Source organism: Aeromonas sp. FDAARGOS 1418 (assembly GCF_019048585.1).
GTDB classification, from domain to species: Bacteria; Pseudomonadota; Gammaproteobacteria; order Enterobacterales; family Aeromonadaceae; genus Aeromonas; species Aeromonas caviae.
Genome location: NZ_CP077387.1, coordinates 2,215,051 through 2,240,200 on the forward strand (window position 1 = coordinate 2,215,051; position 25,150 = coordinate 2,240,200).

The 25,150-nt window shown below is 62.7% G+C and carries 24 protein-coding genes; 13 read left to right on the top strand and 11 right to left on the bottom strand.

Features of this window, described 5'->3' with window-relative positions; genetic code table 11:
* Nucleotides 1-411: 411 nt before the first annotated feature.
* Together I6L48_RS10530 and I6L48_RS10535 are read left to right on the top strand one after the other, a co-directional pair.
* On the top strand, nucleotides 412-1,425 hold the full coding sequence (locus I6L48_RS10530; RefSeq protein WP_216988052.1) for a lipoate--protein ligase: 1,014 nt from the start codon (nucleotides 412-414) through the stop codon (nucleotides 1,423-1,425).
* A gap of 175 nt (nucleotides 1,426-1,600) precedes the next feature.
* Entirely contained in the window at nucleotides 1,601-3,295 is a 1,695-nt protein-coding gene (locus I6L48_RS10535) for a pyridoxal-dependent decarboxylase (RefSeq protein ID WP_216988053.1), read from the top strand.
* A 73-nt stretch (nucleotides 3,296-3,368) separates the two neighbouring features.
* Here the strand turns inward: I6L48_RS10535 and I6L48_RS10540 are convergent, their stop codons facing one another.
* The 7 genes from I6L48_RS10540 to I6L48_RS10570 all read right to left on the bottom strand — a co-directional run bounded on the left by I6L48_RS10540 (nucleotide 3,369) and on the right by I6L48_RS10570 (nucleotide 13,207).
* Nucleotides 3,369-3,746: a copper-binding protein gene (locus I6L48_RS10540; protein WP_164884783.1), complete on the bottom strand. Its 378-nt coding sequence runs from the start codon at nucleotides 3,744-3,746 to the stop codon at nucleotides 3,369-3,371.
* A 46-nt stretch (nucleotides 3,747-3,792) separates the two neighbouring features.
* Nucleotides 3,793-6,915 carry an efflux RND transporter permease subunit gene (locus I6L48_RS10545; protein ID WP_216988054.1) on the bottom strand — a complete coding sequence of 1,041 codons (3,123 nt, stop codon included), beginning with the start codon at nucleotides 6,913-6,915 and terminating at the stop codon, nucleotides 3,793-3,795.
* 73 nt (nucleotides 6,916-6,988) lie between these two features.
* Nucleotides 6,989-8,521, bottom strand: a complete 1,533-nt coding sequence (locus I6L48_RS10550) for an efflux RND transporter periplasmic adaptor subunit (protein ID WP_214002652.1) — start codon at nucleotides 8,519-8,521, stop codon at nucleotides 6,989-6,991.
* Nucleotides 8,522-8,804: 283 nt separating this feature from the next.
* Nucleotides 8,805-9,296, bottom strand: coding sequence for a hypothetical protein (locus I6L48_RS10555; protein WP_214002651.1), 492 nt, complete (start codon nucleotides 9,294-9,296; stop codon nucleotides 8,805-8,807).
* 182 nt (nucleotides 9,297-9,478) lie between these two features.
* The gene (gene xthA / locus I6L48_RS10560) at nucleotides 9,479-10,285 is read right to left on the bottom strand and encodes an exodeoxyribonuclease III (protein WP_010673667.1); all 807 of its coding nucleotides are present in this window, start codon (nucleotides 10,283-10,285) and stop codon (nucleotides 9,479-9,481) included.
* Nucleotides 10,286-10,537: 252 nt separating this feature from the next.
* Entirely contained in the window at nucleotides 10,538-11,500 is a 963-nt protein-coding gene (locus I6L48_RS10565; protein WP_029314056.1) for an ion channel, read from the bottom strand.
* A 60-nt stretch (nucleotides 11,501-11,560) separates the two neighbouring features.
* Entirely contained in the window at nucleotides 11,561-13,207 is a 1,647-nt protein-coding gene (locus tag I6L48_RS10570) for a response regulator (protein ID WP_010673669.1), read from the bottom strand.
* Nucleotides 13,208-13,478: 271 nt separating this feature from the next.
* On the opposite strand from I6L48_RS10570, the gene I6L48_RS10575 reads away from it, so the two are divergent.
* On the top strand, nucleotides 13,479-13,904 hold the full coding sequence (locus I6L48_RS10575) for an Hsp20/alpha crystallin family protein (RefSeq protein WP_039039212.1): 426 nt from the start codon (nucleotides 13,479-13,481) through the stop codon (nucleotides 13,902-13,904).
* A gap of 41 nt (nucleotides 13,905-13,945) precedes the next feature.
* Here the strand turns inward: I6L48_RS10575 and I6L48_RS10580 are convergent, their stop codons facing one another.
* Nucleotides 13,946-14,989, bottom strand: coding sequence for an FAD:protein FMN transferase (locus tag I6L48_RS10580; protein WP_053288286.1), 1,044 nt, complete (start codon nucleotides 14,987-14,989; stop codon nucleotides 13,946-13,948).
* 299 nt (nucleotides 14,990-15,288) lie between these two features.
* On the opposite strand from I6L48_RS10580, the gene azu reads away from it, so the two are divergent.
* Together azu and I6L48_RS10590 are read left to right on the top strand one after the other, a co-directional pair.
* Nucleotides 15,289-15,729, top strand: coding sequence for an azurin (gene azu / locus I6L48_RS10585; RefSeq protein WP_043155526.1), 441 nt, complete (start codon nucleotides 15,289-15,291; stop codon nucleotides 15,727-15,729).
* Nucleotides 15,730-15,910: 181 nt separating this feature from the next.
* Complete coding sequence (locus I6L48_RS10590) at nucleotides 15,911-16,114, top strand: hypothetical protein (RefSeq protein WP_039039209.1); 204 nt, start codon at nucleotides 15,911-15,913, stop codon at nucleotides 16,112-16,114.
* Here I6L48_RS10590 and I6L48_RS10595 read toward each other — a convergent pair.
* Nucleotides 16,111-16,680: a HutD family protein gene (locus tag I6L48_RS10595; protein ID WP_216987176.1), complete on the bottom strand. Its 570-nt coding sequence runs from the start codon at nucleotides 16,678-16,680 to the stop codon at nucleotides 16,111-16,113. The genes I6L48_RS10590 and I6L48_RS10595 overlap by 4 nt on opposite strands.
* A gap of 129 nt (nucleotides 16,681-16,809) precedes the next feature.
* Nucleotides 16,810-17,232, bottom strand: coding sequence for a MarR family winged helix-turn-helix transcriptional regulator (locus I6L48_RS10600; protein ID WP_050498310.1), 423 nt, complete (start codon nucleotides 17,230-17,232; stop codon nucleotides 16,810-16,812).
* A gap of 81 nt (nucleotides 17,233-17,313) precedes the next feature.
* Here I6L48_RS10600 and I6L48_RS10605 point away from each other — a divergent pair, with 81 nt between their 5' ends.
* From I6L48_RS10605 to I6L48_RS10615, 3 genes are all read left to right on the top strand, one after another.
* Nucleotides 17,314-17,613, top strand: a complete 300-nt coding sequence (locus I6L48_RS10605; RefSeq protein ID WP_216987177.1) for a DUF3861 domain-containing protein — start codon at nucleotides 17,314-17,316, stop codon at nucleotides 17,611-17,613.
* Between the two features lie 133 nt (nucleotides 17,614-17,746).
* Nucleotides 17,747-18,718, top strand: coding sequence for a nucleoside hydrolase (locus I6L48_RS10610; protein WP_202016746.1), 972 nt, complete (start codon nucleotides 17,747-17,749; stop codon nucleotides 18,716-18,718).
* A 95-nt stretch (nucleotides 18,719-18,813) separates the two neighbouring features.
* Nucleotides 18,814-19,143, top strand: coding sequence for a DUF3634 family protein (locus I6L48_RS10615; RefSeq protein ID WP_039039207.1), 330 nt, complete (start codon nucleotides 18,814-18,816; stop codon nucleotides 19,141-19,143).
* A gap of 90 nt (nucleotides 19,144-19,233) precedes the next feature.
* Here the strand turns inward: I6L48_RS10615 and I6L48_RS10620 are convergent, their stop codons facing one another.
* The gene (locus I6L48_RS10620) at nucleotides 19,234-20,142 is read right to left on the bottom strand and encodes a LysR family transcriptional regulator (protein ID WP_216987178.1); all 909 of its coding nucleotides are present in this window, start codon (nucleotides 20,140-20,142) and stop codon (nucleotides 19,234-19,236) included.
* Between the two features lie 119 nt (nucleotides 20,143-20,261).
* On the opposite strand from I6L48_RS10620, the gene I6L48_RS10625 reads away from it, so the two are divergent.
* From I6L48_RS10625 to I6L48_RS10645, 5 genes are all read left to right on the top strand, one after another.
* Nucleotides 20,262-20,705: a carboxymuconolactone decarboxylase family protein gene (locus I6L48_RS10625; protein WP_113725076.1), complete on the top strand. Its 444-nt coding sequence runs from the start codon at nucleotides 20,262-20,264 to the stop codon at nucleotides 20,703-20,705.
* A gap of 520 nt (nucleotides 20,706-21,225) precedes the next feature.
* Nucleotides 21,226-22,221, top strand: a complete 996-nt coding sequence (cyoA, locus tag I6L48_RS10630) for a cytochrome o ubiquinol oxidase subunit II (protein ID WP_216987179.1) — start codon at nucleotides 21,226-21,228, stop codon at nucleotides 22,219-22,221.
* Between the two features lie 3 nt (nucleotides 22,222-22,224).
* On the top strand, nucleotides 22,225-24,201 hold the full coding sequence (gene cyoB, locus I6L48_RS10635; protein WP_041211612.1) for a cytochrome o ubiquinol oxidase subunit I: 1,977 nt from the start codon (nucleotides 22,225-22,227) through the stop codon (nucleotides 24,199-24,201).
* The gene (locus tag I6L48_RS10640) at nucleotides 24,122-24,817 is read left to right on the top strand and encodes a cytochrome o ubiquinol oxidase subunit III (RefSeq protein ID WP_080560441.1); all 696 of its coding nucleotides are present in this window, start codon (nucleotides 24,122-24,124) and stop codon (nucleotides 24,815-24,817) included. The genes cyoB and I6L48_RS10640 overlap by 80 nt, the downstream gene beginning before the upstream one ends.
* Nucleotides 24,818-25,147: a cytochrome o ubiquinol oxidase subunit IV gene (locus I6L48_RS10645; RefSeq protein ID WP_010673684.1), complete on the top strand. Its 330-nt coding sequence runs from the start codon at nucleotides 24,818-24,820 to the stop codon at nucleotides 25,145-25,147.
* Nucleotides 25,148-25,150: the final 3 nt, after the last annotated feature.

Consider the following 25,150-nt stretch of genomic DNA (forward strand, 5'->3'; position numbering starts at 1 on the left):
TACCGCTGTTCTCTCGGGAGGTGCTCTTCTGGCTAGAGTCAAACAATTTCCTGTTATTCGCAAGGGGAGCAAGCCCCAATAAGATGGGGCGCGGGAGGCATTAAAAGTCATTTTTGTGTCATTCATCACGTCAATGGGCGTCACGGCTCATTTTGAAACCTTGTTGACTCGTCACCGGCCGGTGACAAGGGCATTAGGTGTCATTCAAGGAGGGATGGCTGCCGCCTCTCTTCTCGCCTGTTAATGACAGATTGCGTGTTTTCGGCAATTCCCTCTTATCTTCTCCTGTCGTATCAAAAGTTGATGCTCTTGTCCGTATCGGGTGTCGACCTGTGGCGGTCGGGGGACGCCTTCCTTCGTTCAGGGTGGTATGGTAGTCATCCGTTTCCTGTTTCCCGAGAAGGTCCTGTCATGTCTTCCTTGCGCCTGCTGCTCTCCGACTCCCACGATCCCCTGTTCAACCTCGCGGTGGAGGAGTGCATCTTTCGCCAGATGGACCCGGCCCAGCGGGTGCTGTTCCTGTGGCGCAACGACAATACGGTGGTGATAGGCCGGGCCCAGAACCCCTGGAAGGAGTGCAACACCCGCCGCATGGAAGAGGACGGGGTGACCCTGGCCCGGCGCAGCAGCGGGGGCGGCGCCGTGTTCCACGACCTTGGCAACAGCTGTTTCACCTTCATGGCGGGCAAGCCCGGCTATGACAAGAGCGTCTCCACCGCCATCGTCATTGATGCCCTCGCCAGACTCGGCGTGAGTGCTTTCGCCTCCGGGCGCAACGACCTGCTGGTGGCGACCCCGGACGGGGATCGCAAGGTGTCGGGTTCGGCCTACCGGGAGACCCATGATCGCGGCTTTCACCACGGTACCCTGCTGCTGGATGCCGATCTCGGCCGCCTCGCCCACTACCTCAATCCCGACCCCAAGAAGCTGGCGGCCAAGGGCATCAGCTCGGTGAGAAGCCGGGTGGCGAACCTTGGCGAGCTGTTGCCTGGCCTGGGTCATGAGCAGGTGGTGCAGGCCCTGTGCGACGCCTTCTTTGTCCATCATGGTGAGGTGGTGCAGCCCGAGCACATCTCCCCCGAGCGGATGCCCGACCTGCCCGGCTTTGCCGAGACCTTTGCCCGCCAACTCAGCTGGGAGTGGAACTTCGGCCATGCTCCCGCCTTCAGCCACCTGCTGGAGGAGCGTTTCCCCTGGGGCGGGGTCGAGCTTCATTTCGACGTGGAGAAGGGGGTGATAGGACGGGCACAGATCTTCAGTGACACCCTGGACCCTGCGCCCCTGGATGACCTGGCCGTACGCCTGCCCGGGGTGGCCTATCGTCCCGAAGCCATCGCCGCGTTGCTGCGTCAGTGGCGGGCGACGTTTTCGGCCAACCCCGAGCTGGAAGGGTTTTCGGCATGGCTGCTGACCGCCCTGCGCTGACCTTGCCCATGACCAGGATCACAAGATGAACAGGGGAAAAGAGGGAAGAGGGGGCGCGGGCCCGTCAGGGCGCCAACATGACAAAAAGTAGGGCAGACCATTAGTTATTGTCTCTGTTGATAGAGGTGTCACTGGAGTATAAAAACCGCACCTCAGCAGTATCAATGGTATAAAAATGAATCACTTGGTCTATCTGAAAGATGAGGGCGTCAACGCCGTCTCCCCCGAATTCGCCCGCCGTTTTGCCACCGTCAAAGCCCACTTTTTCTCACGCAACCCCGACCTCTGGCCGGTCTTTCGCGAGCCCGGCTTTGCCGCCCTCAACGAGTTTCGCGCCCGTGGACTGGCGCCGGATGCGCGGCTCAATGCCTGGCCCGATGGCCGCGCCCGCCTGGCGGATCTCTGCGAAACCATGCCGGTGCCGGCGACCATGCGCACGCCGGGGGAGCCCATGGCGGAGCTGCTGTTTGCCGGCGCCCTGTCAAAGGATTGGGAGAACCCCTCCAGCGTCGAGAACGTCATCACCATGTCGGCGGATCCCGCCATCTATGGCGCCCAGATGGGCATATTGGCCAACCCCAACCTGGTCTACTCCGAATACGCCGGGGTGGCCGAGGAGCTGGAGAAGAAGGTGGTGCGCCAGATAGCGCTGCTGGCGGGTTACGACCCGGCCCGCGCCACCGGCATCTTCACCCAGGGGGGGACCTTCTGTAACCTCTACGGCTACCTGCTCGGCATCCGCAAGAGCCTGCCACAGGCCAAGCACAAGGGGCTGGGCCACTATCAGGATTACCGCATCATCAACTCCCAGGGCGGCCACTACTCCAACATCACCAACCTCTCCCTGCTCGGGGTGGACATCGAGAACAAGACCATCCGCATCCAGGTCGGCGAGAACAACGACATCGATCTGGCGGATCTCGAGCGCACCCTGACCGCCTGCTTCGCCCTCAAACACGTGGTGCCCACCATCATGCTCACCATGGGCACCACCGACACCTTCGGGGTGGATAGGGTCAAACCCGTGGTCGAGTTGCGGGACAGGCTGTGCGAGCGCTTCGAGGTGGCGGTCAAGCCCCACATCCACGTCGACGCCGCCATCGGCTGGTCGATGATCTTCTTCCTGGACTACGACTTTGCCGCCAACCCGCTCGCCATCAACGCCGCGACGCTCGCGGGGATCGAGCGCAACGTGAGCCGCTTCGCCGAGCTCAGATATGCCGACTCCTTCACCGTCGACTTCCAGAAGTGGGGCTATGTGCCCTACACCTCCAGCCTGGTGATGATCAAGGAGCAGAGCGATCTCAAGGCGATGGAGAACGATCCGGAGAACTTCTCCTACTTCGAGCGGGACATTCAGGGTCAGACCCACCTGCAGTCCACCATCGAGTGCTCCCGCGGGGCGAGCGGCCTGTTCGGTGCCTATGCGGCCCTCAACTACCTGGGGGTGGAGGGCTATCGCACCGTGCTGGCCCACTGCCTGCAAAACGCCAACTACTTCCGCTTCCGGTTAAGCCAGCTCGGCAACGTCAAGCTGGTGGCCCAGGAGAACCAGGGGCCCAGTGTCGGCTTCAAGATCTACAACCCCGAGTGGGTACAGGACCCCGAGGCGGAGTTCGCCTTCGAGCTGGCCCGCAGCCCGGATGCGGCCTACAAGGCGCGGCTGGCCCGCAACACCGAGTATCACCGCAGCCTGTTCAAGGGACGCGGCAAGGTGGGGCTCTACACCAACTGGGTGGAGGCGGTGGCGCACTCGGAATACGACGAGCGCGGCAAGTATTCCTACATCGCCGGCGAGAAGGCGGTCTTCATGAACCCCGCCTGCGGCCGCGAACAGATCGACGCCTTTATCGCGCATATTCGCGGCTGACAGAGCCACATCTTGTGATGTCATAAATAAAAACGGCGGGATAATCCCGCCGTCTTTATTGAAATGACTCCGCTTACTGTTTCTGGATGGCGGTCACGGTGAGCTTGCCGGCCGGGTTCTCGGCGTGAAAGCGCACCGCATCCCCCACCTTCAGATCCTTGAGCAGGGCTGGATCAGCCACCCGAAAGACCATGGTCATGGGGGGCATCTTGAGGTTGGTGATCGCCTCGTGCTTGATCCCCACCTTGCCCTTGGGTGCGTCGATGCGGCTGATGACCCCCTTAGTCAGGGTCTGTTCGGTTTGCATGGCGGCCATGTCGTGGCCCTCATGGTTCATCCCCTCCATGTGCGCCATGTCGTGCCCCTGGTGGTTCATCATCTCCTCTGCCTGCAGGCTGGTGTGGGTAGCGAGGCTCAGCAGCAATGTCAGGGTCAGCGTCTTGTAGTTCATGGTGTTTTCCTTCAATCGTTCAGTCGAAAAGGGTTGGGAAATCGGGTCATTCGGATTGTTGATAAGCAGGCAGGTTGCGGCTGCGCCAGAGGTAATAGGCGGCGGGCAGCACCAGGAGGGTCAGCACCAGCGCGCTCACCATGCCGCCGATCATGGGGGCGGCGATGCGCTGCATCACCTCGGATCCGGTGCCGTGGCTCCACATGATGGGCAAGAGGCCGGCGATAATGGTCACCACCGTCATCATTTTGGGGCGCAGGCGCAGGGCGGCGCCGTGGATCACCGCCCGATGCAGCCCCGCCTGGTCCGGCTTGCCGCTGGCGACGAGGTCATCCCAGGCGTGGTTGAGGTAGACCAGCATCAGGACGCCGGTCTCCACCGCCACCCCCGCCAGGGCGATAAAGCCCACCCCGACCGCCACCGAGAGGTTGAAGTCCAGCAGCCAGAGGGTCCAGATCCCCCCCACCACCGCCAGCGGCAAGGTGGTGAGAATGAGCAGCACCTCCTGGAAGCGGCGAAACGCCAGATAGAGCAGCAGCACGATAATGGCGACGGTTAATGGCACTACGTAGGCGAGGCGGGCCTTGGCCCGCTCCATGTACTCGTATTGGCCGGACCAGGTGAGGGCGTAGCCCGCCGGCAGCACCAGCTGCTTGCCCACTTCAGCCTTGGCCTCATCGACGAAGGAGCCGATATCGCGATCGCGAATATCGACGTAGACCCAGCCGTTGAGGCGCGCGTTTTCACTGCGCAGCATGGGGGCTTCGTCGCTGATATAGACCCGCGCCACGTCCGCCAGGGCGATACGAGCGCCACTCGGAGTGACCACCGGCAGCAGCTCGAGGCTCGCCACCGAATCGCGATAGCTCTGGGGATAGCGCAGGTTGATGGGGTAACGCTCGCGCCCCTCGATGGTCTGACCCACCTCCATGCCGCCCACTGCGGTGGCAAGCACCGCCTGCACATCGGAGATGTTGAGGCCGTAACGGGCCGCTTTCAGCCGGTCGATGTCCACCTTCACGTAGCGGCCACCGGCCACCCGCTCGGCGTAGACCGATGAGGCGCCCTCCACCTTGCCGACGATCTGTTCCAGCTGTTGGCCGAGCTGCTGGATCACCTTGAGATCGGGCCCCGCAATCTTGATACCCACCGGGGTCTTGATGCCGGTGGCCAGCATGTCGATGCGGGTCTTGATGGGGGGCACCCAGGCGTTGGTGAGGCCGGGGAAGCGGATGAGGGAGTCGAGCTCCTCTTTCAGCTGCTCCGGGGTCATGCCGGGGCGCCACTGGTCGCGGGGCTTGAGCTGGATGCTGGTCTCCATCATCACCAGATCGGCTGGGTCGGTGGCCGATTCGGCGCGCCCCGCCTTGCCAAACACGTTCTGCACCTCGGGCACGGTGCGGATGAGCTTGTCGGTCTGCTGCAAAATCTCCCGCGCCTTGCCCACCGAGATATTGGCTGCGGTGGTGGGCATGTACATGATGTCCCCCTCATCGAGCGGTGGTATGAACTCGGAGCCCAGGTACTTGAGCGGCCAGAAGCCCGCTACCGTCACCAGGGCGGCGATGGCCAGGGTGGTTTTCGGACGGGCCAGCACGGCCTTGAGCAGTGGCACATAGCCCTGGCTCAGCCAGCGGTTGAGCGGGTTGGCCTGCTCCGCCAGCACCTTGCCACGGATGAAGTAGCCCATGATCACCGGCACCAGCGTGATGGCGAGCCCGGCCGCCGCCGCCATGGCATAGGTCTTGGTGTAGGCGAGGGGGTGGAACATCCGCCCCTCCTGCGCCTCCAGCGCGAACACCGGCAGGAAGCTGATGGTGATGATCAGCAGGGAGAAGAAGATGGCGGGCCCCACCTCGATGCTCGCCTCGGTGATGATGCGCCAGCGGTTCTTGTCGGTGAGCGCCTCCTGTTCCATGTGTTTGTGGACGTTCTCGATCATCACGATGGCGCCATCCACCATGGCGCCGATGGCGATGGCGATGCCGCCGAGGGACATGATGTTGGCGTTGATCCCCTGCAGGTGCATCACGATAAAGGCGGTCAAAATTGCTATAGGGAGGGTAATGACCACCACCAGCGACGAGCGCAGGTGGAACAGGAAGGCGAGGCAGACCAGCACCACCACCGCGAACTCCTCCACCAGCTTGCCGGAGAGGTTGTCGATGGCGCGCTGGATAAGATCGGATCGATCGTAGACGGTGACGACCTCCACCCCCTCCGGCAGGCTGCTCTTCAGCTGGGCGAGCCGCGCTTTGACCCCGTCTATGGTGTGCTGGGCATTCTCGCCGTAGCGCATGACGATAATGCCGCCTACCACTTCCCCTTCGCCGTTGAGCTCGGCCAGGCCGCGTCGGCTCTGAGGTCCGGTGACCACATCCGCCACGTCACCCAGTAGCAGCGGGGCGCCGCGCACATTGGTGCCGAGCGGGATCTGTTTTAAGTCCTCCACGCTTTTCAGATAGCCGTTGGAGCGCACCATGTACTCCGCTTCTGCCATCTCGATGACGGAGGCGCCGGTTTCCTGATTGCCCTGCTTGATGGCGGTCTCGATAAGGGAGAGCGGGATGCCGTAGGCACGCAGCTTGTCCGGGTCGACCCGCACCTGATACTGGCGCACCATGCCGCCCACGGTGGCGACCTCGGAGACCCCCTCCACCGTCTGCAACTCGTACTTGAGGAACCAGTTCTGCAGTGAGGTGAGCTGGCTGAGGTCATGCTTGCCGGTTTTGTCCACCAGTGCGTACTGATAGACCCAGCCCACCCCGGTGGCATCTGGGCCGAGCTGGGGTCGGGCTGAGGCGGGCAGGTTGGGTGCGACCTGGCTCAAATACTCCAGCACCCGGGCGCGGGCCCAGTAGAGGTCGGTGTTGTCGTCAAACAGCACATAGACGAAGGAGTCGCCGAAGAAGGAGTAGCCGCGCACCGTGGTGGCCCCCGGCACCGCCAGCATGGCGGTGGTGAGCGGGTAGGTGACCTGATCCTCCACCACCTGAGACGCCTGGCCCGGATAGGCCGTCTTGATGATCACCTGCACGTCGGAGAGATCCGGCAGGGCATCCACCGGGGTCTGTTTGACCGACCAGAGCCCCCAGGCGGTGAGCATGAGGGTCAATAGCAGCACCAGGAAGCGGTTGCCCACGGACCAGCGAATAATCGAGGGAATCATGGTTGGGCTCCTTGCTCATTGGGTGCAGAGAGCGGAGAGCGGTTGCCTGTCAGGCAGCGAATGATGGCAGGGATCATGACTTCTTCTCCATCTCGGGCATCGCCATCTGATGCTGGCCATGGTCCATGCCTTCCATTTGCTCCATCTCATCCGTTGCTGGCTTGGTGGCGTCGCCGGTTACTGGCGCTTGTTCCTGATGGATGGTGGTGATGCGATATTCATCCCCCTCCTGCATCACCTGCAGGTGCAGGGTCTGTCCCTCGGTCAGCTTGCTCATGTCGACCCCCTCGGCCACGGTGAACTCCATCTCCATGGCGGGCCACTGCCACTCGGGGATGGGCTGGTGGGCGACCATCAGGGTACGCCCGGCCAGGTCGATGCCTTGCACCTCCCCCTGGGTCCAGATCTGGGCGGGGCGCACCGCCGTCATGCGCTGGAAGTCCGAGTCGATGGCCGACTCCGAGTCGAGCAGGAACTGGGCCGAGCTGACGATGCTGTCCCCCGCTTCGACCCCCGCCTTGATGGCCACCTTGTCGCCAAACTGGGGGCCCAGGGTGACGGCCACCGACTTGAAGCTGCCATCCCCCAGCGCCAGCACCAGCCTGTCTTGGCTGCCGGTGCGGATCACCGCTTCGCTCGGCACTACCAGTCGGGGCTCGCCCTTGCCTGTCTGAATCGTCACCTTGGCGAACATATTGGGTTTCAGAAACTCGTCCGGGTTGGCGAAGCGCAGCCGTACCTTGAGGGTGCGGGTAGCGGCATCCAGGGTCGGGTAGAGGTAATCGACCCGACCCTGCCACTGGCGGCCCGGGGCGTAGTCCAGGGTCATGGTGACCGGATCGCCCACCTTCAGCTGGGCGGCCTGACGCTCGAACACCTCGGCACTCACCCACACCTGCTTGAGGGTGCTGATGTTGAACAGGGCCGCGGCGGGCTCCACATACTGGCCCTCGCGCACCTTCAGCTCTGACACATAACCGCTGCTCGGGGCATAGATGCGCACCGTCTCCTGCACCTGACGGCTGCGCTTGAGGGCCGCTATCTGATCCGCCGGCACCTGCAGGGATTTCAGCTTGCCCTCGGCGGCGCGCAGCAGCAGCGGGTTGGTGGTGTTGAGGGCGAGCAGGTACTCGTGCTGGGCGTTGACCAGATCCGGGGCATAGAGCTCGTAGATGAGGCTTCCCTTGCTCACCTGCTGCCCCTCGCTCTTGATGGCGAGGGTGCGGATCCAGCCCGCCATGCGGGCGTTGACCGCCTCCAGCCTGTCCTCGTCATAGCCGACGTAGCCCACCGTCTCGACCTGCTGGTGGATGGGCAGTCGCTCGACTTTCGCGAGCCGCACCCCCAGGTTCTGCTGGATCTCGGGGCTGATAGTGACGGTGCCCGGCGAGCCGCTTTTTTGCTCCTCATAGACGGGAATGAAGTCCATCCCCATGTTGTCTTTGGCGGGGGCATCGCGCTTGTCGCGCGGATCCATGGGGTTGACCCAGTAAAGGGGCGTCTTCTCCTTGGCTGCAGTGCCAGCGGAGGTCTGTTTGGCGGCCCAGTAGCCGCCACCGGCGCCGAGGGCGAGCAGCAGGGCGGACATCAACAGCGTCTTGTTCATGACAAGCCTCCGAAGCACTGGAGGCGAAGGGGGGACTGGCACGGCCGCGCGCAGGCAGACCGGGTAACGGGGGTGGATGACATGATATCTCTTCTCTTCTGTCAGGCCGCCAGTGTGGTGGTGTGCGCGGGCAGGGCATCACCACGAGGCGGCAAACGGGGCGCAGCTGTGTCAGCGCGCACGGCTCCCTGCGAGCGGGTCTGTTTGGCCTGGGCGCAGGGTCAGGCAAGGCGGCAGAAAACGGGCAAGCCGAGGCTTGCTGTTGCCGCGAGAGAAGATCGTTCTAGTGGCGCAGCACCGACAACATCAGGTGTCGGCGCGGCCAGGAGGGAGGGTGGGTACCGCGGGATCGCAGGAAGGGATCCCGCAACCAGTTGTCCAGCAGGGGGGCGAGGCGCCACGAAGGGAGCAACAGCAAAGGAAGCAGCAGCAGTGACAGCAGCAGGCCCAGCAGGGGCGGCGCACTGGTGGCGCCGAAGACGCCGCTCTGCATCTGGCACTCCTCCCCGGGCGGGGCCGCCTCACTCTGGGGGCCGCCGTGGCAGGAGAGGGAGGCTGTGTCGGCCTGGTGCATGGCGGAGTGCTGCACAGGCTCGCTCTGGTGCAGTCCATGAGACAGGGGGGACTGCGCCGGAGTCAGGATGGATGCGGATGCACTGCTTGGCAGGGCGGTGGCCGCCCCATGCCAGCCGATGCACAGGGTGAGATTGCAGACGAGCATCAGCCCCAGCAACAGCCGGGCGATGAACGTGGTGGGCAATCTCGATGAGAGCATGGGTGGTTTCCCTGTGACGGATGGGCCGAATCTAAACCTTGCCGAAAGGAGAAGGTCAAGGCCTGGCAAGCGCCGTCTGCCTGGGAATTGACATGGATTAAGAAAGGGCGGGGCAGTGAACAAAAAAAGCCCCGCATGGGCGGGGGCAGGTTCTTTTGGCGAGGGCGAGCCTGGTGTGGGGATCAGGCGAAGCAGGTCCAGATGGGGGCGTGATCCGAGGGTTTGTCGATGCCGCGCAGCTCGTAGTCGATGCCGGTCTCGGTCACTTTGTCCTTGAGGGCGTCGGAGGCCATGATGAGGTCGATGCGCAGGCCCCGGTTCTCGTCAAATCCCCTGGAGCGGTAGTCGAACCAGGAGAAGCGCTCGCACTCGGTGGGGTTGGCGGCGCGGAAGGTGTCGGTCAACCCGAAGCCTTTCAGGCGCTCCATCCATTCCCGCTCGATGGGCAGGAAGGAGCACTTGCCATCCCGCAGCCAGCGCTTGCGGTTCGCCTCGCCGATGCCGATGTCGAGATCCGTGGGGGAGATGTTCATATCCCCGATCAGCGCAATCTGGTCGTCCGGGGTGTGGTGGGTCTCGAGGTAGTGCTGCAGGTCTTCATAGAACTTCTGCTTGGCCGGGAACTTGGTCTCGTGATCCTGGCTCTCTCCCTGGGGGAAGTAGCCGTTCATCACCTTGATGACGGAGCCGTCTTCCCGCTTGAAGCTGGCCATGATCATGCGGCGCTGGGCATCTTCCGGATCGGTGGGGAAGCCCTTTTGCACCTCGATGGGAGCCTGCTTGCTCATGATGGCGACCCCGTAGTGCCCCTTCTGGCCGTGGAAGACCACGTGGTAGCCCATGGCCTCCACGTCCGCGACCGGGAAGGCTTCGTCGTGCACCTTGATCTCCTGCAGGCCGATCACGTCCGGCTGGTGCTTGTCGATAAGGGCTTGCAACTGATGAAGACGGGCGCGCAGGCCATTGATATTGAAAGAGATGATCTTCATGTTCGGGGTGCTCATGTCGTTTTTGTTCGTCGCTTATTGGACTAGGAATCCGCGATGGATGCAAGTTCGGGGGCTGTGACTGGCGCAGCGGCTCGGGAATCTGTTCACGATCTGTCGCGAGAGTCTGTCAGCAAGGTGACGCGCAGCAGAGAAGCCTGAGTGCAGATGTATACATGGGAGCGCCTGGCGACACACAAGCGAGCAGCACATGAGCCTTGGAAGCGGCTTTCCAGCAAGATCGTGGACAGGTTTCTAGCGGGTCATCTTCTTGACAAACACCACCACGAACAGTGCCAGCGTGAAGCTGCCGGTAAAGGCTTCGAAGGCGGCGAAGATCCGCGACAACCCCACCGGGGTGAAGTCCCCATACCCCAGCGTGGTGAAGGTCACCACGCTGTAGTAGAGGCACTCCATCAGGAAGATGGCGTTCTGCTCCAGGGGGGCGTCCGGGCGATAGATGAGGTGGGTGCCCGCGAAGTTGAGGCCGCAGAAGAAATAAAAAATGCTGCAGATGACGATGAGCAGCAGGGAGAAGAGCACCACCCGCATGGGGGCCTCGCCGTAGCCGCAGAAGAGATCCACTATCCAGGAGGCGAAGCGGCGGTAGGACCAGAACGGCATCTGCAGGCGGCGCATGGTGAGCTCCTGCTGGATGTAGCGACCGGACATGGTGAAGATGCCCTGGGCCTCGGAGGCCTTGCGCAGATCCCGGTAGGTCTCCTCCGCCTCCTTGAACCAGACGCGGGCCTGCGCCGGGTCCCGCTCGCGGCGCCCCTTTCTGTCCTGCATCAGCCGCTTGCCCGTCTCCAGGTTGTCGAGGCGGGTGTTCTTCCAGCGGATGCCGAGCAGGTTGACGTCGTCGAGGGTGGCGCAGTGGAGGTTCGCCTCGCTCAGATCGGCCTTCATCAGGCTGCCGCCCTTGATGCGAATGCCGTAGAGATGGGCCCCCCGCAGGTTGGCGCGATAGAGGTTGCACTGCTCCAGCAAGAATCCCTCCGGACCCTGCCTGTTCACCAGGTTGAGATCCGCCAGCTCGGCGCGGGCCAGTTGCAGGCCGTGGCACAGGCCCCCCTGGCGCACATAGCGCTCCAGCGCCTCGGCGGTATCAGGGGTGTTGTGGGCCGCAGCGGGGTCGTGCCAGCGGCAGAGATCATGATCCCCTGCCTCTTCGGTGCAGTGGCGGCCATCGGCCACCAGGTATCGGCACATTGCCATGGTGTTGCCCCTCCCTTCCCTGAGTCAGTATCAGCATAGGTGAGGGGAGGAGGGGGGATATCAGCTGTGCTGATGATATTCCTGGCGCAGCTTGCGAAAACGTTCCTGCTGGGCGGGGTTGAGGGGGATGCCCTCCAGCACCTCCAGGGTCTCCTTGCACTCGGCGCCAAACTCCGGGCTCTTGCGGTTCTTCTGCATGAGTTGCAGCAGCACCTGGATCTTGTTGAGGGCGGCGCCGGTATTGGCGGGCGCCCGGCGCAGGGCCTCGCGAAAGTGGCCGAGGGCCTGCTCCAGCTCCCCGGCCTGATAGGCCTTGATGCCCAGATCGTTGAGCTGCTGATAGCGCTGGCGCCGCTCCTGCACCGTCTTGTCATCCCGGGTCACCTGGATGCAGGTGGTGAGCAGCCGATCCTCATCCTCCGCCAGCAGGGGTTGCAGGCTCTCGGCGTACTCGAACTCCCCGAGCTGATAGAGGGCGAGTATGGTCTCGCCAAGGAGGGCCGGAGGCATGGTGGCGGGCTCGTCCAGCCAGTTCTGGTTGGCGCGATAGAGCATCTTTTTGCCCTTTAGCAGCTCTCCCAGGGCGATGCGCACCCGGGCCTGGCAGATCTGCTCGAACACCGGGTAGTTGAACTCCGACATCATCAGGGAGTCGCGGATGCGCGACAGGGCGGAGTTGACCTGCTTTTGCAGGTTGGCGATGTGGTAGCCGTCGTTGCTGTTGAGGGCATAGAGGGTAAGGGTCTGGATATAGGCCCCGAGATAATGCGGCGTGCGGTGGATCGAGTTGCGCGACAAGTCGATGAGGGCGAGCAGCACGTCCTTGGCCTGGGCGTAGTCGTGCCGTTGCAGGCACACCTCCGCCAGACGGCGGGAGAGCTGCACCGATTGGGGAGAGATGTCCACCGCCCGGCGCAGCTCCTGCTGGGCCTGTTCGTCATTGCCCAGCGCCAGCAGGGACTCCGCGAGCCAGAGGTAGGCCTCCACCATCAGGGGGGTGTGTTTCAGGGTGGCTTGCAGGTGGCTCACCGCCTCCTCGTGCAGACCCAGGGTATGGCACGCCTTGCCCAGGGTGAGGCGAGCCCAGCTGTTCTCCTGCCCCGCCAGCAGCTGGCGCATCAGGCTGCGAGCCTCCTTGGCCTGGCCCAGCTTGAGCTGGGTGTCGGCCTGCAGGCAGCGGCAGAAGTTGGCAAAGCGGGGTACCGCGTCCGCCTGTTTGGCACAGGCCTCCACCAGGGCGGGCAGATCGTCCCGGGTGAGGGCGCTGAAGACGCTCTCCAGCGCCTGGCGCCGGGCGAGGGCGCGTTTGAGACGAAACGAGAACTGCTCCTGGGAGAAGGGCTTCATCAGGTATTCGTCGGGCTCGGCTTCCAGCGCGCTCAGCACCATGGCGCGGGAGCCGTCGCTGCTGACCATGATCACCACGCTCTGGGGCGGAATGAGTTGCTGATCCCGCAGGCTTTCCAGCAACTGGCGGCCGTTCTCGCCCGCCCCCAGCTCATAGTCGAGCAGATAGATGTCGAAGCTCTCTTTCTGGCAGCGGCGGCGCGCCTCGTCGGCGGAGTTGGTGTAGGTGATGCGGTTGATGCCGATGTTGATCAGCATCGCCTTCATCATCATCTGGAAGGAACGCTGTTCGTTGACCAGCAGGATGCGCTTGGGCTTGGGCTGGGGTTTCTTCTCGGGTACGGAGTCCGGTGTCTGCATCTGTCTGGCATCAAGGCGCTACGGGCTGGTGGGAGAAGTGTGCCACCAAAGTCCGCAGGCAGGCAATTGCACATGGGGAGGGGCCCCGGTTTTTCCCGCAGACCTTGGGTGAAAAAAAGGGTGTCTTGCCTTTGATCCCGGTCAAGGGAAGGCGAGTTGGCACTGGCAGGCGCCGTCCCGGTTTTTAGACTTGAAGAGCATCAGCATGCGGGAGGCGGCAGAAGGGCAGGGTGCCCGTTTGCTCCCTTGCCCGCTCACAAGGAGGGATCAGATGAGTTTGCTACCGAGTCGCACCAGCCTGTTTGATGACCTGTTCCACGACATGGCCTCCGGCTTCTACATCCGCCCCCTGCACGGGGACCCGTTGCCCAGCCAGATCAAGCTGGATCTGCGGGAGAGCGGGGATGACTACCTGCTGCAGGCGGAATTGCCCGGGGTGGCGAAGGAGGACATCCACGTGGACGTGCACGGCAAGCTGGTGACCTTGAAGGCGGAGATCCGCCAGTTTGACAGCCAGAACAAGGATGAACGGGCCCTGCGCAGCGAGCGCTATTATGGCAGCGTGTCGCGCAGCGTCGAGCTGCCGGTGGAGGTGTCGCCAGAGCAGGTGAGCGCCCGCTTTGACAACGGCATCCTCACCCTGCGCCTGCCCAAGCAGGCGGCCAGCCCCGCGCCCCACCGCATCCCCATCGAATAGGCGGTCAGTGAACGAGGCCCCGCACTGCGGGGCCTCGTCATTCAGGGCTGCTTGCGCACCAGATAGGGCGCAAACTCGGGGGTGTGGCTGGCGGCAAAGCCCGTGGCGGTCTTCTCGATGAGATAGACCGCCAGCTTGTGCTCCCTGGCAAAGGCCATCGCCCGCTCGGGGCCCATCACCATGAGGGCGGTGTCGAGGGCATCGGCCTCCAGGGCCGTGGGGGTGATGACGGTGGCGGAGACCAGCTTGTGGGTCACGGGCTCGCCGGTGGCAGGATCGATGATGTGGGAGTAGCGCTTGCCGTCGAGCTCGTAATAGTTGCGATAGCTGCCGGCGGTGCTCACCGCCATGCCGTTCGGGGTCACCACGTCCTCGATGGCGCCCGGTCTGTCCGAGGGCTCGACGATGGCCACCCGCCAGGGATTGCCCTTGTCGTTGTGCCCCTTGCTGCGCACCGCCCCCGCCACCTCGATGAGGTAGTTGTGGACCCCTTTTTGCTCCAGCAGCCCGGCTATCTCGTCGGAGGCCGCCCCCTCGCCCAGGGTGGAGAGATCCAGATAGAGATCTGGGATGGCCTTGCCGAGCAGGAAGTGATCTCCCTCTGGGGTCAGGGTGAGCTTGTCGATGCCGACCCGCTCCCGCGCCTTGGCGATCTGCTCTGCGCTGGGCCGCCTGACCGGGCGCTTGTCCGGCCCGAATCCCCACAGATTGACCAGGGGGCCCACGGTGACATCGAGAACCCCCCGGGTGAGGTGCCCGGCGTCAATGCCCTGTTGCACAATCTTCGCCATGGTGGCCGGGATGACCTGGGGGGGCAGCCCCGTTCCCTGATTGAAGCGGGAGATGAGGGAGCCCGGATCATAGGTGGAGATCTCCTTGTTCAGGCGTGCCAGCAGCGCCTCCACCTCCTGTTGCAGTGCTCCCTGTCCGCCGGGGAAGGGGTCGCTCAGGGTCACCGCATAATAGGTGCCCATGGTGTTGCCCTGGATGCGGGTCTGGGTCGGGGCCGGCTGGCAGGCGCCAAGCAGCAGGATCAGGGAGAGCAGCAGGGTGCGCGCCAGCGCAGGCGCAAAGGGGAACTTCATCTCTCATTCTCGCGGGAGTCATCGACGGGGGAGCAGCTTAGCCAACGGCTGCGGTGTTGGCGAGTGGCCGTGGGCGGGAAGGCCGCAAATAATTAAGCGGAACGGGGATGTGAGCAACCCGCTTTGGGCCCGGGGTCGGGAGAAAAGAAGTGACCGGGCCCTCAGGCTGGCCCAAAAGCGGTCGTCGTTCGGCGACATTTGAATATAATGAAGATCGATCCTGACAGCATCTTTGCGGGTCGCGCCCACGGGGGCGAGATGCCTGTGCTGTCATCCTTCGTCAATCAAAGGAGAACGTGATGAAAAAGGTGTTAACCCTGCTGCTTCTTGGCTCCCTCGCCACCCCGGTCCTGGCCGACGAGTGCGCACTGGTGATCGAAGGCAATGACGCCATGCAGTTCAACCAGACGGCGATGAGCGTGCCGGCCACCTGCAAGGAGGTGACGGTGACCCTCAATCACACGGGCAAACTGCCGGTGGCCAACATGGGCCACAACTGGGTGCTGGCCAACACCGCCGACTATCAGGCCATCGCCACCGCCGGCATGAGCGCCGGGGTCGATCACGACTACCTGCCCAAGGATGACCCCAGGATCCTGGCCCACACCAAGCTGGTGGGGGGCGGCGAGAGCACCAGCGTTACCTTCAAGACCGACGGCCTGGCGGGCAAGGATCTCACCTTCTTCTGCTCCTTCCCGGGCCACTTCGCCCTGATGAAGGGCAGCTTCAAGGTGGGGTAGTGCCAAGGACCGTGTCGCCGCCAGTACAAGCAAAAGCCGGGAAGGTCCCGGCTTTTTTGTCTTCGCTTGCGCTGCGTCGCGGTGCTTTCATGATCTGGTCTGGGGTGGCAAGGGGATGAGCGGCGTAGAATAGGCCGCAAATGGGCCAGTGGCCCGCCTACGCCCCTTCGGAAAAGAGAGCATGAATGCAGTGAAATGGATGCTTGGCTGTTGCCTGATGCTGCTGTGTGCCATCGCGCTGGCCGCCGAGCCCCCGGTGAAGAAGAGCCGGAGCGGCATCTGTCACCCCAAGGGCGGCACCTACTACAGCCGCACCAGGCACTATACCCCCTATGACACCATGCAGGCCTGCCTCGACAGCGGGGGCCGTGCCCCCCGGCGTTAAACGGCGGCCTGCTTGGGCTGCAGGGTAAAGAAGGCGAGGGTGGTCTTCTTGCCGCACTCGAAGCGGATGTTCTCCTCCCCCTGCACCACCAGGGTCTCGCCCGGTGCGACCTGCTGTCCCTGCACGGTGAGCTGGCCCTCCAGCAGGTGGCAGAGGTAGCACTTGTCCGCCTCCAGGGTGAGGCTGAGGGGGAAGGGCAGGTTCAGCACCCGCACGTTGGCGCTGATGCGCGCCGGGTGGTAGATGAGCCCGAGATCCGTCACCTCTTTTTTCAGCAGCTCGCAGCGGGTCTCGTTATCCCCGCTGAAGTGGGCCGCCTCGAAGGTGGCGTAGGGGTGGCCGTTGAGCACGAAACCGGCACCGCTGACGGGCAGCAGGATGCGCTGGTAGCCGGGAAAGCGGGAGAAACTCCCCGCTTCCTTGATGGGGGCCGAGCTCAGCCGATAGTCAAAGTCGAGCTTGTCCAGGGTCGAACCAGGGGGGGAGATCAGGAGCTGGGCCGTGGTGCCCTGCCTGTTCTTCCAGGGCATTTTCAACTGGTCGGACTCTTTAATCAGGGTGATCACGATGGCGCCTCGGCGGGAAGGGGAGAGTGGGGCCAGTGATACCATCTCCGGGAGTGGCTCACAAGGCGCCGCCAGCACAGGCCGCGCTGGTTGGCCACAAATCAGGCAGCGGATCCCCTGACGCTGACCCTAATCGGTCGACTCAAGCCCTTTTTCTATCTTGTCCAGCAGTTGCTGCAACTGCGCTATCTCCGCCGGCGTCAGCAGGGAACACAGCCGTTCGTCGAGCCGTGCGGCCTCCTGCTCCCCCTGGTTGACCCGCTCGCAGGCCAGCGGGGTCAAGGCCAGACAGATGCTGCGTCTGTCAGTGGGATGGGGCCGCTTCTCGATGAGCCCCTGTTTCTCCATCTCCTGCAGCAGGCGCGTCACCTGCGCCTTGTCGCGGCCAGACCGCTGTGCGATTAGCTGCGGCGTGGCGGGATCCAGCGCATGGATCAGTTGCAGCACCTTGTAATGGAGGGGGCTAAGGGCGATCTGCTGTGCCCGGAAATGCTGCGTCATGGCGATTTTGTACTGATCGAGGATCCGGAAGAGGCGGTTTGACAACTTCATGGTTGATAAAGTCAACTTAAAAGGGTTTAATTGATTTTATCAACCATATGGGCAAAAGCCCAGCCCGAGAGGAGATGAAAGATGCCACACACTTATCGTGTACAGGTCCAGGCGCTGGACCGCGAGGTGCCCCCGTTGCAGTTCGACTGCCAGAATCACGACGACATCTTTGCCATCCTGGCGCTCAGCAAGGGGAAGCTGGCCATGTCGGAGCAGGAACATCAGGCGTTTATCGTCGGGTTGAAGCTGTTTGGCGAAGTCATGATGCAGCATCGCAAAGAGGAGCTGTTCAAGGGGTTTCTCCCCCATTTCAAGCAATTCATGGGGCAACTGAAACGCACCGCCAGGGGAGAGGAGGCCGTGGTCGCCCTTTCCGAGTGACCCCCAGCCCTGAGCCCAAGGGCGAGTGCTCCCGCCAGCATGCCTGATGCAAAGGAAACCCCGAGGTTGTGATCCCGGTGCTGTCAAAGCGGCGACGGCCCGCTACACTGGCCTCTCGTTTCACGGAGGACCCATGACCCACAAGATCATTCTGGATACCGATCCCGGCATCGACGATGCCATGGCCATTCTGTTTGCCGAGGCGCACCCCGCCATTGACCTGCTCGCCATCACCACTGTGTTTGGCAATGCCACCATCGAAAACGGCACCCGCAACGCCCTCTGGCTCAAACAAAAATATGGCATGAAGGCGGACGTGGCCCGGGGCGCCGCCGCGCCGCTGCTGCGCGAGCCCGTGGGGCCGACGACGGTGGTGCACGGCCCGAGCGGCTTTGGCGACGTCCAGGCGGGGGAGGTGACCCTCATCCCGGATCCCCGCCCGGCCTGGCAATACATCGTCGAGACGGTGAAGGCCCATCCCGGCGAGATCACCCTGGTGACCATCGGTCCCCTCACCAACCTGGCGCTGGCGCTCGAGGCGGCCCCCGAAGTAGCCGCCCTGGTGAAAGAAGTGGTCGTGATGGGCGGTGCCTTTGGCGTCAACGGCCATCGCGGCAACGTGACCCCCTATGCCGAGGCCAATATCCACGACGATCCCGATGCGGCGGACCGGGTCTTCACCGCCCCCTGGCCCCTGGTGATCATCGGGCTCGACGTCACCCAGCAGAGCATCTTCACCGCCGACTATCTGGATGCCCTGCGGGACGATGCGGGGGAGCCGGGCCGCTTCCTGTGGGATGTCAGCCGCTTCTACCTGCGCTTCTATTCCGAGCGCATCGGCATGGCGGGGTGCCATGTGCACGATCCCTCCGCCATCGCCTATGTGATCGATCCTGCGCTGTTCACCCTGCGCAAGGGGCCGGTGCGGGTCATCACCGAGGGGCCCGCCATCGGCCATACCCTGCAAAAATTTGACGACACCCGCCATCCCCATGACGAGTGGGCCGACTGCCCGGCCCAGCAGGTCGGGGTCGCGGTGCGGGATCAGGCCTTGCTCGCCCTCTATCGGGATACCCTGGTGGCCTGGGGCAAGGGGCGCCGATAAGGCCCGGCAGTGAGTGAAAGCGTGATGGCGGCCGGGTCATGGTGAGGCGCCCCCGGTTATACTGGCGAATATCGGGTTGACGGGAGGAAGACGCAATGGCCTGGTTGTCTCTGTTGGTGGCGATAGCCCTGATCGGGTGGTTGATGACGCTGGGGCGCGGCGCCCTTTTCGAGGTCCGGCTCGCGCCGGGCAAGGTGGTGGTGAAGCGGGGCTCGGTGCCGCCGCGCTTTGTGACCCAGGCGACCCAGATCCTGCACCATGAGCCGGTGCGCGGACGCATCCTGGGCCTGCGGGACGGCAACGGGGTGAGGCTGGTCTTCTCCCGCTCCATCCCCGAGCCCGTGGCCCAGCGCCTGCGCAACATCTTCCCCTACGGGGATTACCGGGGGCTCTCCCCAAGCCCTGACGGGCGAAAATCACGCTGAGCGGTCGCCGTGGCGACCCTCATTTCCAGACGCCGGGCCCTGTGCCCGGCGTCTGCGTTTTCAGCGTTTCGCCAGGAGGCTCTGTTGCGGTCAGCGCGGCCCTTGCAGGGGCCTGATCGCCTCGACCAGAAAGTCGATGAAGGCGCGGGTCTGGGGTTTGAGGAAGCGGCCGCCACGAAACACCGCGTGGATCTCGTCCTGGCGATCCTCGTAGGGGGAGGCGAGCCACTCTGGCAGCAGCGGCAGCAGGGTGCCCTCGTCGATGCCTTGCTGCACCATCCAACTCGACAGCAGCAGCACGCCGCACCCCGCGAGGGCGGCGCAGAGCAGGGGCGTGCCCCCGACCGAGGCGAGGTTGCCCTGCACCGCCACCTTCTCGCGCTCCGTGCCCTGCTGGAAGTACCAGTGCTGGCGTTGGCGCCCATGGCCGCGAATGAGGCAGTTGTGGTGGGCCAGCTCGGCGGGATGGGCGGGTTCGCCATGGCGGGCCAGATAGGCGGGGGAGGTGACCAGCAGCGAGCGGTTGGTGAGCAGATGACGAGTGTGCAGGCTGCTGTCGGCGGGCTTGCCGATGCGCACCGCCACGTCCACGTTCTCGGCATCGAGATCCACCATGCGGTTGTCCAGCGCAACCTCCAGGCGCACCCCGGGGTAGCGGGCGAGGAAGTCGGGCAGGCGGGGAGAGAGCCAGGACGCGCCGAAGCTCTCGAACACCGAGACCCGCAGCGGCCCCTCTGGCGCCACCGAGAGGGGTTGCAGGGATTGCACCAGCTGATCCGCCTCCTCCAGCAGGGGCAGGGAGCGGGCGAGAAAATAGGCGCCCTGCTCGGTCAGCACCAGTTGGCGGGTGCTGCGCTTGAAGAGCGGGATCCCGAGCTGCTGCTCCAGGGCGTCGATGGCACGGGTCACGGAGGAGGGGGCCTGGTTGAGGGCGCGGGCGGCACGGGAGAAACTGCCCGATTCCACCACCTGGGCCAGGATGCGGATGCGATCCAGCATGGATTCACCTTTGCGATAAACGCAAAACTGTTGCAGGTTATGACGATATTCTAATCAACAATGAAAAAGTGAACAATCAGCTCACCGCCCCATCCGGGGTCCATCACAGGAGTCTTGCCATGTCACACCGTATCCAGCTCGCCAACCAGGTGCCCGCCGCCGTCTCGGCCATGATGGGCCTCGAGTCCTACCTCGGGGGCACCGACATTCCCCTGTCGCTCAAGGAGCTCATCAAGTTGCGCGCCTCCATGATCAACGGCTGCGCCTACTGCATCGAGATGCACGCCGACGTGGCGATGAAGCACGGGGAGAGCGCCCAGCGTCTGCTGGCGCTGGCCGCCTGGCAGGAGTCGCCGCTGTTCGACGCCCGGGAGCGGGCGGTGCTGGCCCTGACCGACGAGGTGACCCTGATCGCCGACAAGGGGCTCACGGCGCAGACCTATGAGGCGGCGCTGGCCCAACTGGGGGAAACCCTGCTGGCCCAGTGTCTGGTGCAGGTGGTCACCATCAACGCCTGGAACCGGATCGCCGTGGCGACCCGGATGGAACACGATCACTCCTGACTCCTGACTCCTGACTCCGACTCCGAGGGAGGGAGAGAAAACGAGTGTCAACGGGCCCGCACAAGGGCCCGTTTTGTTACGAAGTGTGCCTTCTGGTGCCAGGGGTTGCGACCGTTGTCGGGGGGCGGGAAGTTAATCATACATTCGTTTGATTAATTATTTTTTTAATCTTCCCCGAAAAATACCCATCCAGATCAAGGTGTGGAAAAATGACCTGTGAGTCGAAAAGGGGCTGTATGGCTCTTTTTTGATCGCAATGGCGGGTTAAAAACAGACCATATGGATCTTTTTGGTTAATTGTTGGTCACTTTTGGTGGCGCGAGAGATTAACGGAAGATGAATTGCCGCGGTGTAACTTGAATAAATTGGTCATTGTCAAGGGATTAACATCTGATGCCGCTTTCCATCACCTTTTGAACATTTTTGGGATTAATTTTTCATGTTGTTCACATGCCGGTCTGATGCAATAAAATGCTGCATTTTTTTATACCAATAAGCCTTCAAAAGATGAGGACATTGCATGAGACTCTTTGATGTGAAGAGGGGCTTGGGCGCTTTGCTGCTGCTCGCGACCGCCAGCTTGCTGAGTGGCTGCGACATGGCACTGATGAGCCCCAAGGGGCAGGTCGGTATGGAGCAGAAGTCACTGATACTCACCGCACTCGGCTTGATGCTGATCGTGGTGGTGCCCGTGATTGTCATGGCGGTGGCGTTCGCCTACAAATACCGGGCGTCCAACACCAGTGCCACCTATGCGCCGGACTGGGCCCACTCCAACAAGATTGAGGCAGTCGTCTGGACTGTACCCGTCATCATCATCGTCATCCTGGCGGTGATCACCTGGAAAACTTCCCACTCCCTCGACCCCTACAAGCCGCTGGAATCGGACGTCAAACCGGTTCAGGTGGATGTCATTTCCCTGGACTGGAAGTGGTTGTTCGTCTATCCGGAGCTGGGCATTGCGTCGGTCAACGAGCTGGCCTTCCCGGTCAACACCCCGGTCAACTTCCGGGTGACCTCCGACACCGTGATGAACTCCTTCTTCATCCCGCAACTGGGCGGCCAGATCTACGCCATGGCCGGCATGCAGACCAAGCTGCACCTGATTGCCAACGAAGCGGGCGAGTACAAGGGCATCTCCGGCGGTTACAGCGGTGCCGGTTTCTCCGGCATGAAGTTCAAGGCCATCGCGACCCAGGATCAAGCCGGTTTCGACGCCTGGGTAGCCAAGGTGAAGGCCTCTTCAAAGGCCCTGAGCACCATGGATGAGTTCAATGCCCTGGCCAAGAAGAGCGAAAACCACCCGGTGGAGTACTTCGCCAGCGCCGATCCCAAGCTGTTCGTCAACATCATCAACAAGTTCATGGGCGGCATGTCCCATGGTGGTCACGCCACCCCGGCTGCGGGCTCCGCGGATCACGAGGGCATGAACCACGAGGCCATGAACCATGACGCCCATGCCGGACACATGGCCATGTCGGCCGACAAGAGTGTGAAAGCAGGATCCGAGGAATAATCGATGTTTGGAAAATTGACACTCGAGGCTATTCCGTACCATGAACCCATCATCATGGTCACGATAGCCGGTATCATTCTGGGGGGCCTGGCCATCGCCGGTCTCATCACTTACTACGGCAAGTGGCAATATCTGTGGAAAGAGTGGCTGACCTCGGTCGACCACAAACGCCTCGGTATCATGTATCTCATTCTGGGCATGGTCATGCTGCTGCGTGGCTTTGCCGACGCCGTGCTGATGCGTGGCCAGCAGGTCATCGCCTCCGGGGGTGGCGAAGGCTACCTGAACGCCCACCACTACGACCAGATTTTCACCGCCCACGGCGTCATCATGATCTTCTTCGTGGCCATGCCGCTGGTGATCGGTCTGATGAACATCGTGGTGCCGCTGCAAATCGGTGCCCGTGACGTGGCCTTCCCCTTCCTGAACAACCTGAGCTTCTGGTTCACCGCCGCGGCCGTGGTGCTGATCAACGTCTCCCTCGGGGTCGGTGAATTTGCCCAGACCGGCTGGCTGGCCTATCCGCCCTTGTCGGGGCTGGAGTTCAGTCCCGGGGTCGGGGTCGATTACTGGATATGGAGTCTGCAGATTTCGGGTCTGGGGACCCTGCTGACCGGCGTGAACTTCTTCGCCACCATCATCCGCATGCGTGCCCCTGGCATGACCATGATGCGCCTGCCGGTCTTCACCTGGACCGCCCTGTGTGCCAACATCCTGATCATCGCCTCCTTCCCGATCCTGACCGTCACCATCGCCCTGCTCACCGCAGACCGCTACCTGGGTACCCATTTCTTTACCAATGACATGGGTGGCAACATGATGATGTACATCAACCTGATCTGGGCCTGGGGTCACCCCGAGGTGTACATCCTGGTGCTGCCGGTGTTCGGGATCTTCTCCGAAGTGGTGGCGACCTTCTGCAAGAAGAAGCTGTTCGGTTACACCTCCCTGGTGTGGGCAACCGTGGCGATCACCGTGCTGTCGTTCATCGTCTGGCTGCACCACTTCTTCACCATGGGGTCCGGCGCCAACGTGAATGCCTTCTTCGGCATCACCACCATGATCATCTCCATCCCGACCGGGGTGAAGATCTTCAACTGGCTGTTCACCATGTACCGCGGTCGCATCGAGTTCACCTCGCCCATGCTGTGGACCGTCGGCTTCATCATCACCTTCACCGTGGGTGGCATGACCGGGGTACTGCTCTCCGTGCCGGCCGCCAACTTCGTGCTGCACAACAGCCTGTTCCTCATCGCCCACTTCCACAACGTCATCATCGGCGGCGTGGTGTTCGGCTGCTTCGCCGGTATCACCTACTGGTTCCCGAAAGCGTTCGGCTTCAAGCTGGATGACGTCTGGGGCAAGCGTGCCTTCTGGTGCTGGATCACCGGCTTCTTCGTGGCCTTCATGCCGCTCTACGTGCTGGGCTTCATGGGCATGACCCGTCGTGTCAGCCAGAACATCGATCCCGAGTTCCACGGCTGGCTGGTGGTCGCCGCCTGCGGCGCCGGTCTGATTGCCCTGGGCGTGCTGTGCCAGGTCATCCAGATCGTGGTCAGCATCCGCGACCGCGAGAAGAACCGCGACCTGACCGGCGATCCCTGGGGTGGCCGTACCCTGGAGTGGGCGACGTCCTCTCCGCCGCCGTTCTACAACTTCGCCATCGAGCCGAAGGTCACCGGTCTGGACGCCTTCTGGGAAGCCAAGGCTGACGGCAGCGCTTACAAGAAGCCTGCCCAGTATGCCCCCATCCACATGCCGAAGAACTCCGGTGCCGGTGTCATCATCGCCGCCTTCAGCGTGGTGTTCGGCTTTGCCATGATCTGGCACATCTGGTGGATGGCCATCGCCGGCTTCATCGGCATGATCGCCACCTGGATCATCCACAGCTTCAACGACGATGTGGACTACTACGTACAGGTTGACGAGATCGAGCGCATCGAAGGTCAGCATTTCGACAACATCAACAAGGTGGCTTAATTCCATGGCGACTGACGTACTACATCACTCTCACGGTGCCCATGAGGATGGGCACCACGATGCCGGTGCCACCAAGGTATTCGGTTTCTGGATCTACCTGATGAGTGACTGCATCCTGTTCGCGACCCTGTTCGCGACCTATGCGGTCCTGGTCAACGGCACTGCCGGCGGCCCCACCGGCAAGGACATCTTCGAACTGCCGTTCGTGTTCGCCGAAACCATGCTGCTGCTGCTGAGCTCCATCACCTTCGGGTTCGGCATGCTGGCCATGAACAAGAACAAGGTCGCGGCAGTCAACACCTGGCTGTTCGTCACCTTCCTGCTGGGTGCCGGCTTCATCGCGATGGAAATCTACGAGTTCCATCACCTGATCGTGCACGAGGCGGGCCCGGATCGCAGCGGCTTCCTCTCTGCCTTCTTCACCCTGGTGGGGACCCACGGTATCCACGTGACCAGCGGCCTGGTCTGGATCATCGTGATGATGGTGTCGATCACCAAGAAGGGGCTGACCGAGCGCAACCGCACTCGCCTGATGTGCCTGAGCCTGTTCTGGCACTTCCTCGACGTGGTATGGATCTGCGTCTTCACCGTGGTCTATCTGATGGGGGTCATGTAAATGAGTCATTCCGTTGACAATCACGGCGCCAGCCACGGCAGCGTCAAGTCCTACATGATCGGTTTCGTGCTGTCACTCATCCTGACCGCCGTGCCGTTCTGGATGGTGATGGACGGCTCCGCCTCCCACGCCGTGGTGCTCGGCACCGTGGTGGCCATGGCGGTGGTGCAGATCTTCGTACACCTGGTCTACTTCCTGCACATGAACACCTCCTCCGAGGAGCGCTGGAACCTGGTGGCACTGGTCTTTACCGTGCTCATCATCGCCATCGTGGTCGTGGGTTCCCTGTGGATCATGTACAACCTCAACATCAACATGATGGTTCACTGAGCG

Bases quoted from the DNA above. Each gene is read 5' to 3' on its own strand.
- I6L48_RS10530 (WP_216988052.1), top strand. From the start codon at position 412: ATGTCTTCCTTGCGCCTGCTGCTCTCCGACTCCCACGATCCCCTGTTC.
- I6L48_RS10535 (WP_216988053.1), top strand. From the start codon at position 1,601: ATGAATCACTTGGTCTATCTGAAAGATGAGGGCGTCAACGCCGTCTCC.
- I6L48_RS10540 (WP_164884783.1), bottom strand. From the start codon at position 3,746: ATGAACTACAAGACGCTGACCCTGACATTGCTGCTGAGCCTCGCTACC.
- I6L48_RS10545 (WP_216988054.1), bottom strand. From the start codon at position 6,915: ATGATTCCCTCGATTATTCGCTGGTCCGTGGGCAACCGCTTCCTGGTG.
- I6L48_RS10550 (WP_214002652.1), bottom strand. From the start codon at position 8,521: ATGAACAAGACGCTGTTGATGTCCGCCCTGCTGCTCGCCCTCGGCGCC.
- I6L48_RS10555 (WP_214002651.1), bottom strand. From the start codon at position 9,296: ATGCTCTCATCGAGATTGCCCACCACGTTCATCGCCCGGCTGTTGCTG.
- xthA (WP_010673667.1), bottom strand. From the start codon at position 10,285: ATGAAGATCATCTCTTTCAATATCAATGGCCTGCGCGCCCGTCTTCAT.
- I6L48_RS10565 (WP_029314056.1), bottom strand. From the start codon at position 11,500: ATGGCAATGTGCCGATACCTGGTGGCCGATGGCCGCCACTGCACCGAA.
- I6L48_RS10570 (WP_010673669.1), bottom strand. From the start codon at position 13,207: ATGCAGACACCGGACTCCGTACCCGAGAAGAAACCCCAGCCCAAGCCC.
- I6L48_RS10575 (WP_039039212.1), top strand. From the start codon at position 13,479: ATGAGTTTGCTACCGAGTCGCACCAGCCTGTTTGATGACCTGTTCCAC.
- I6L48_RS10580 (WP_053288286.1), bottom strand. From the start codon at position 14,989: ATGAAGTTCCCCTTTGCGCCTGCGCTGGCGCGCACCCTGCTGCTCTCC.
- azu (WP_043155526.1), top strand. From the start codon at position 15,289: ATGAAAAAGGTGTTAACCCTGCTGCTTCTTGGCTCCCTCGCCACCCCG.
- I6L48_RS10590 (WP_039039209.1), top strand. From the start codon at position 15,911: ATGAATGCAGTGAAATGGATGCTTGGCTGTTGCCTGATGCTGCTGTGT.
- I6L48_RS10600 (WP_050498310.1), bottom strand. From the start codon at position 17,232: ATGAAGTTGTCAAACCGCCTCTTCCGGATCCTCGATCAGTACAAAATC.
- I6L48_RS10605 (WP_216987177.1), top strand. From the start codon at position 17,314: ATGCCACACACTTATCGTGTACAGGTCCAGGCGCTGGACCGCGAGGTG.
- I6L48_RS10610 (WP_202016746.1), top strand. From the start codon at position 17,747: ATGACCCACAAGATCATTCTGGATACCGATCCCGGCATCGACGATGCC.
- I6L48_RS10615 (WP_039039207.1), top strand. From the start codon at position 18,814: ATGGCCTGGTTGTCTCTGTTGGTGGCGATAGCCCTGATCGGGTGGTTG.
- I6L48_RS10620 (WP_216987178.1), bottom strand. From the start codon at position 20,142: ATGCTGGATCGCATCCGCATCCTGGCCCAGGTGGTGGAATCGGGCAGT.
- I6L48_RS10625 (WP_113725076.1), top strand. From the start codon at position 20,262: ATGTCACACCGTATCCAGCTCGCCAACCAGGTGCCCGCCGCCGTCTCG.
- cyoA (WP_216987179.1), top strand. From the start codon at position 21,226: ATGAGACTCTTTGATGTGAAGAGGGGCTTGGGCGCTTTGCTGCTGCTC.
- cyoB (WP_041211612.1), top strand. From the start codon at position 22,225: ATGTTTGGAAAATTGACACTCGAGGCTATTCCGTACCATGAACCCATC.
- I6L48_RS10640 (WP_080560441.1), top strand. From the start codon at position 24,122: ATGTGGACTACTACGTACAGGTTGACGAGATCGAGCGCATCGAAGGTC.
- I6L48_RS10645 (WP_010673684.1), top strand. From the start codon at position 24,818: ATGAGTCATTCCGTTGACAATCACGGCGCCAGCCACGGCAGCGTCAAG.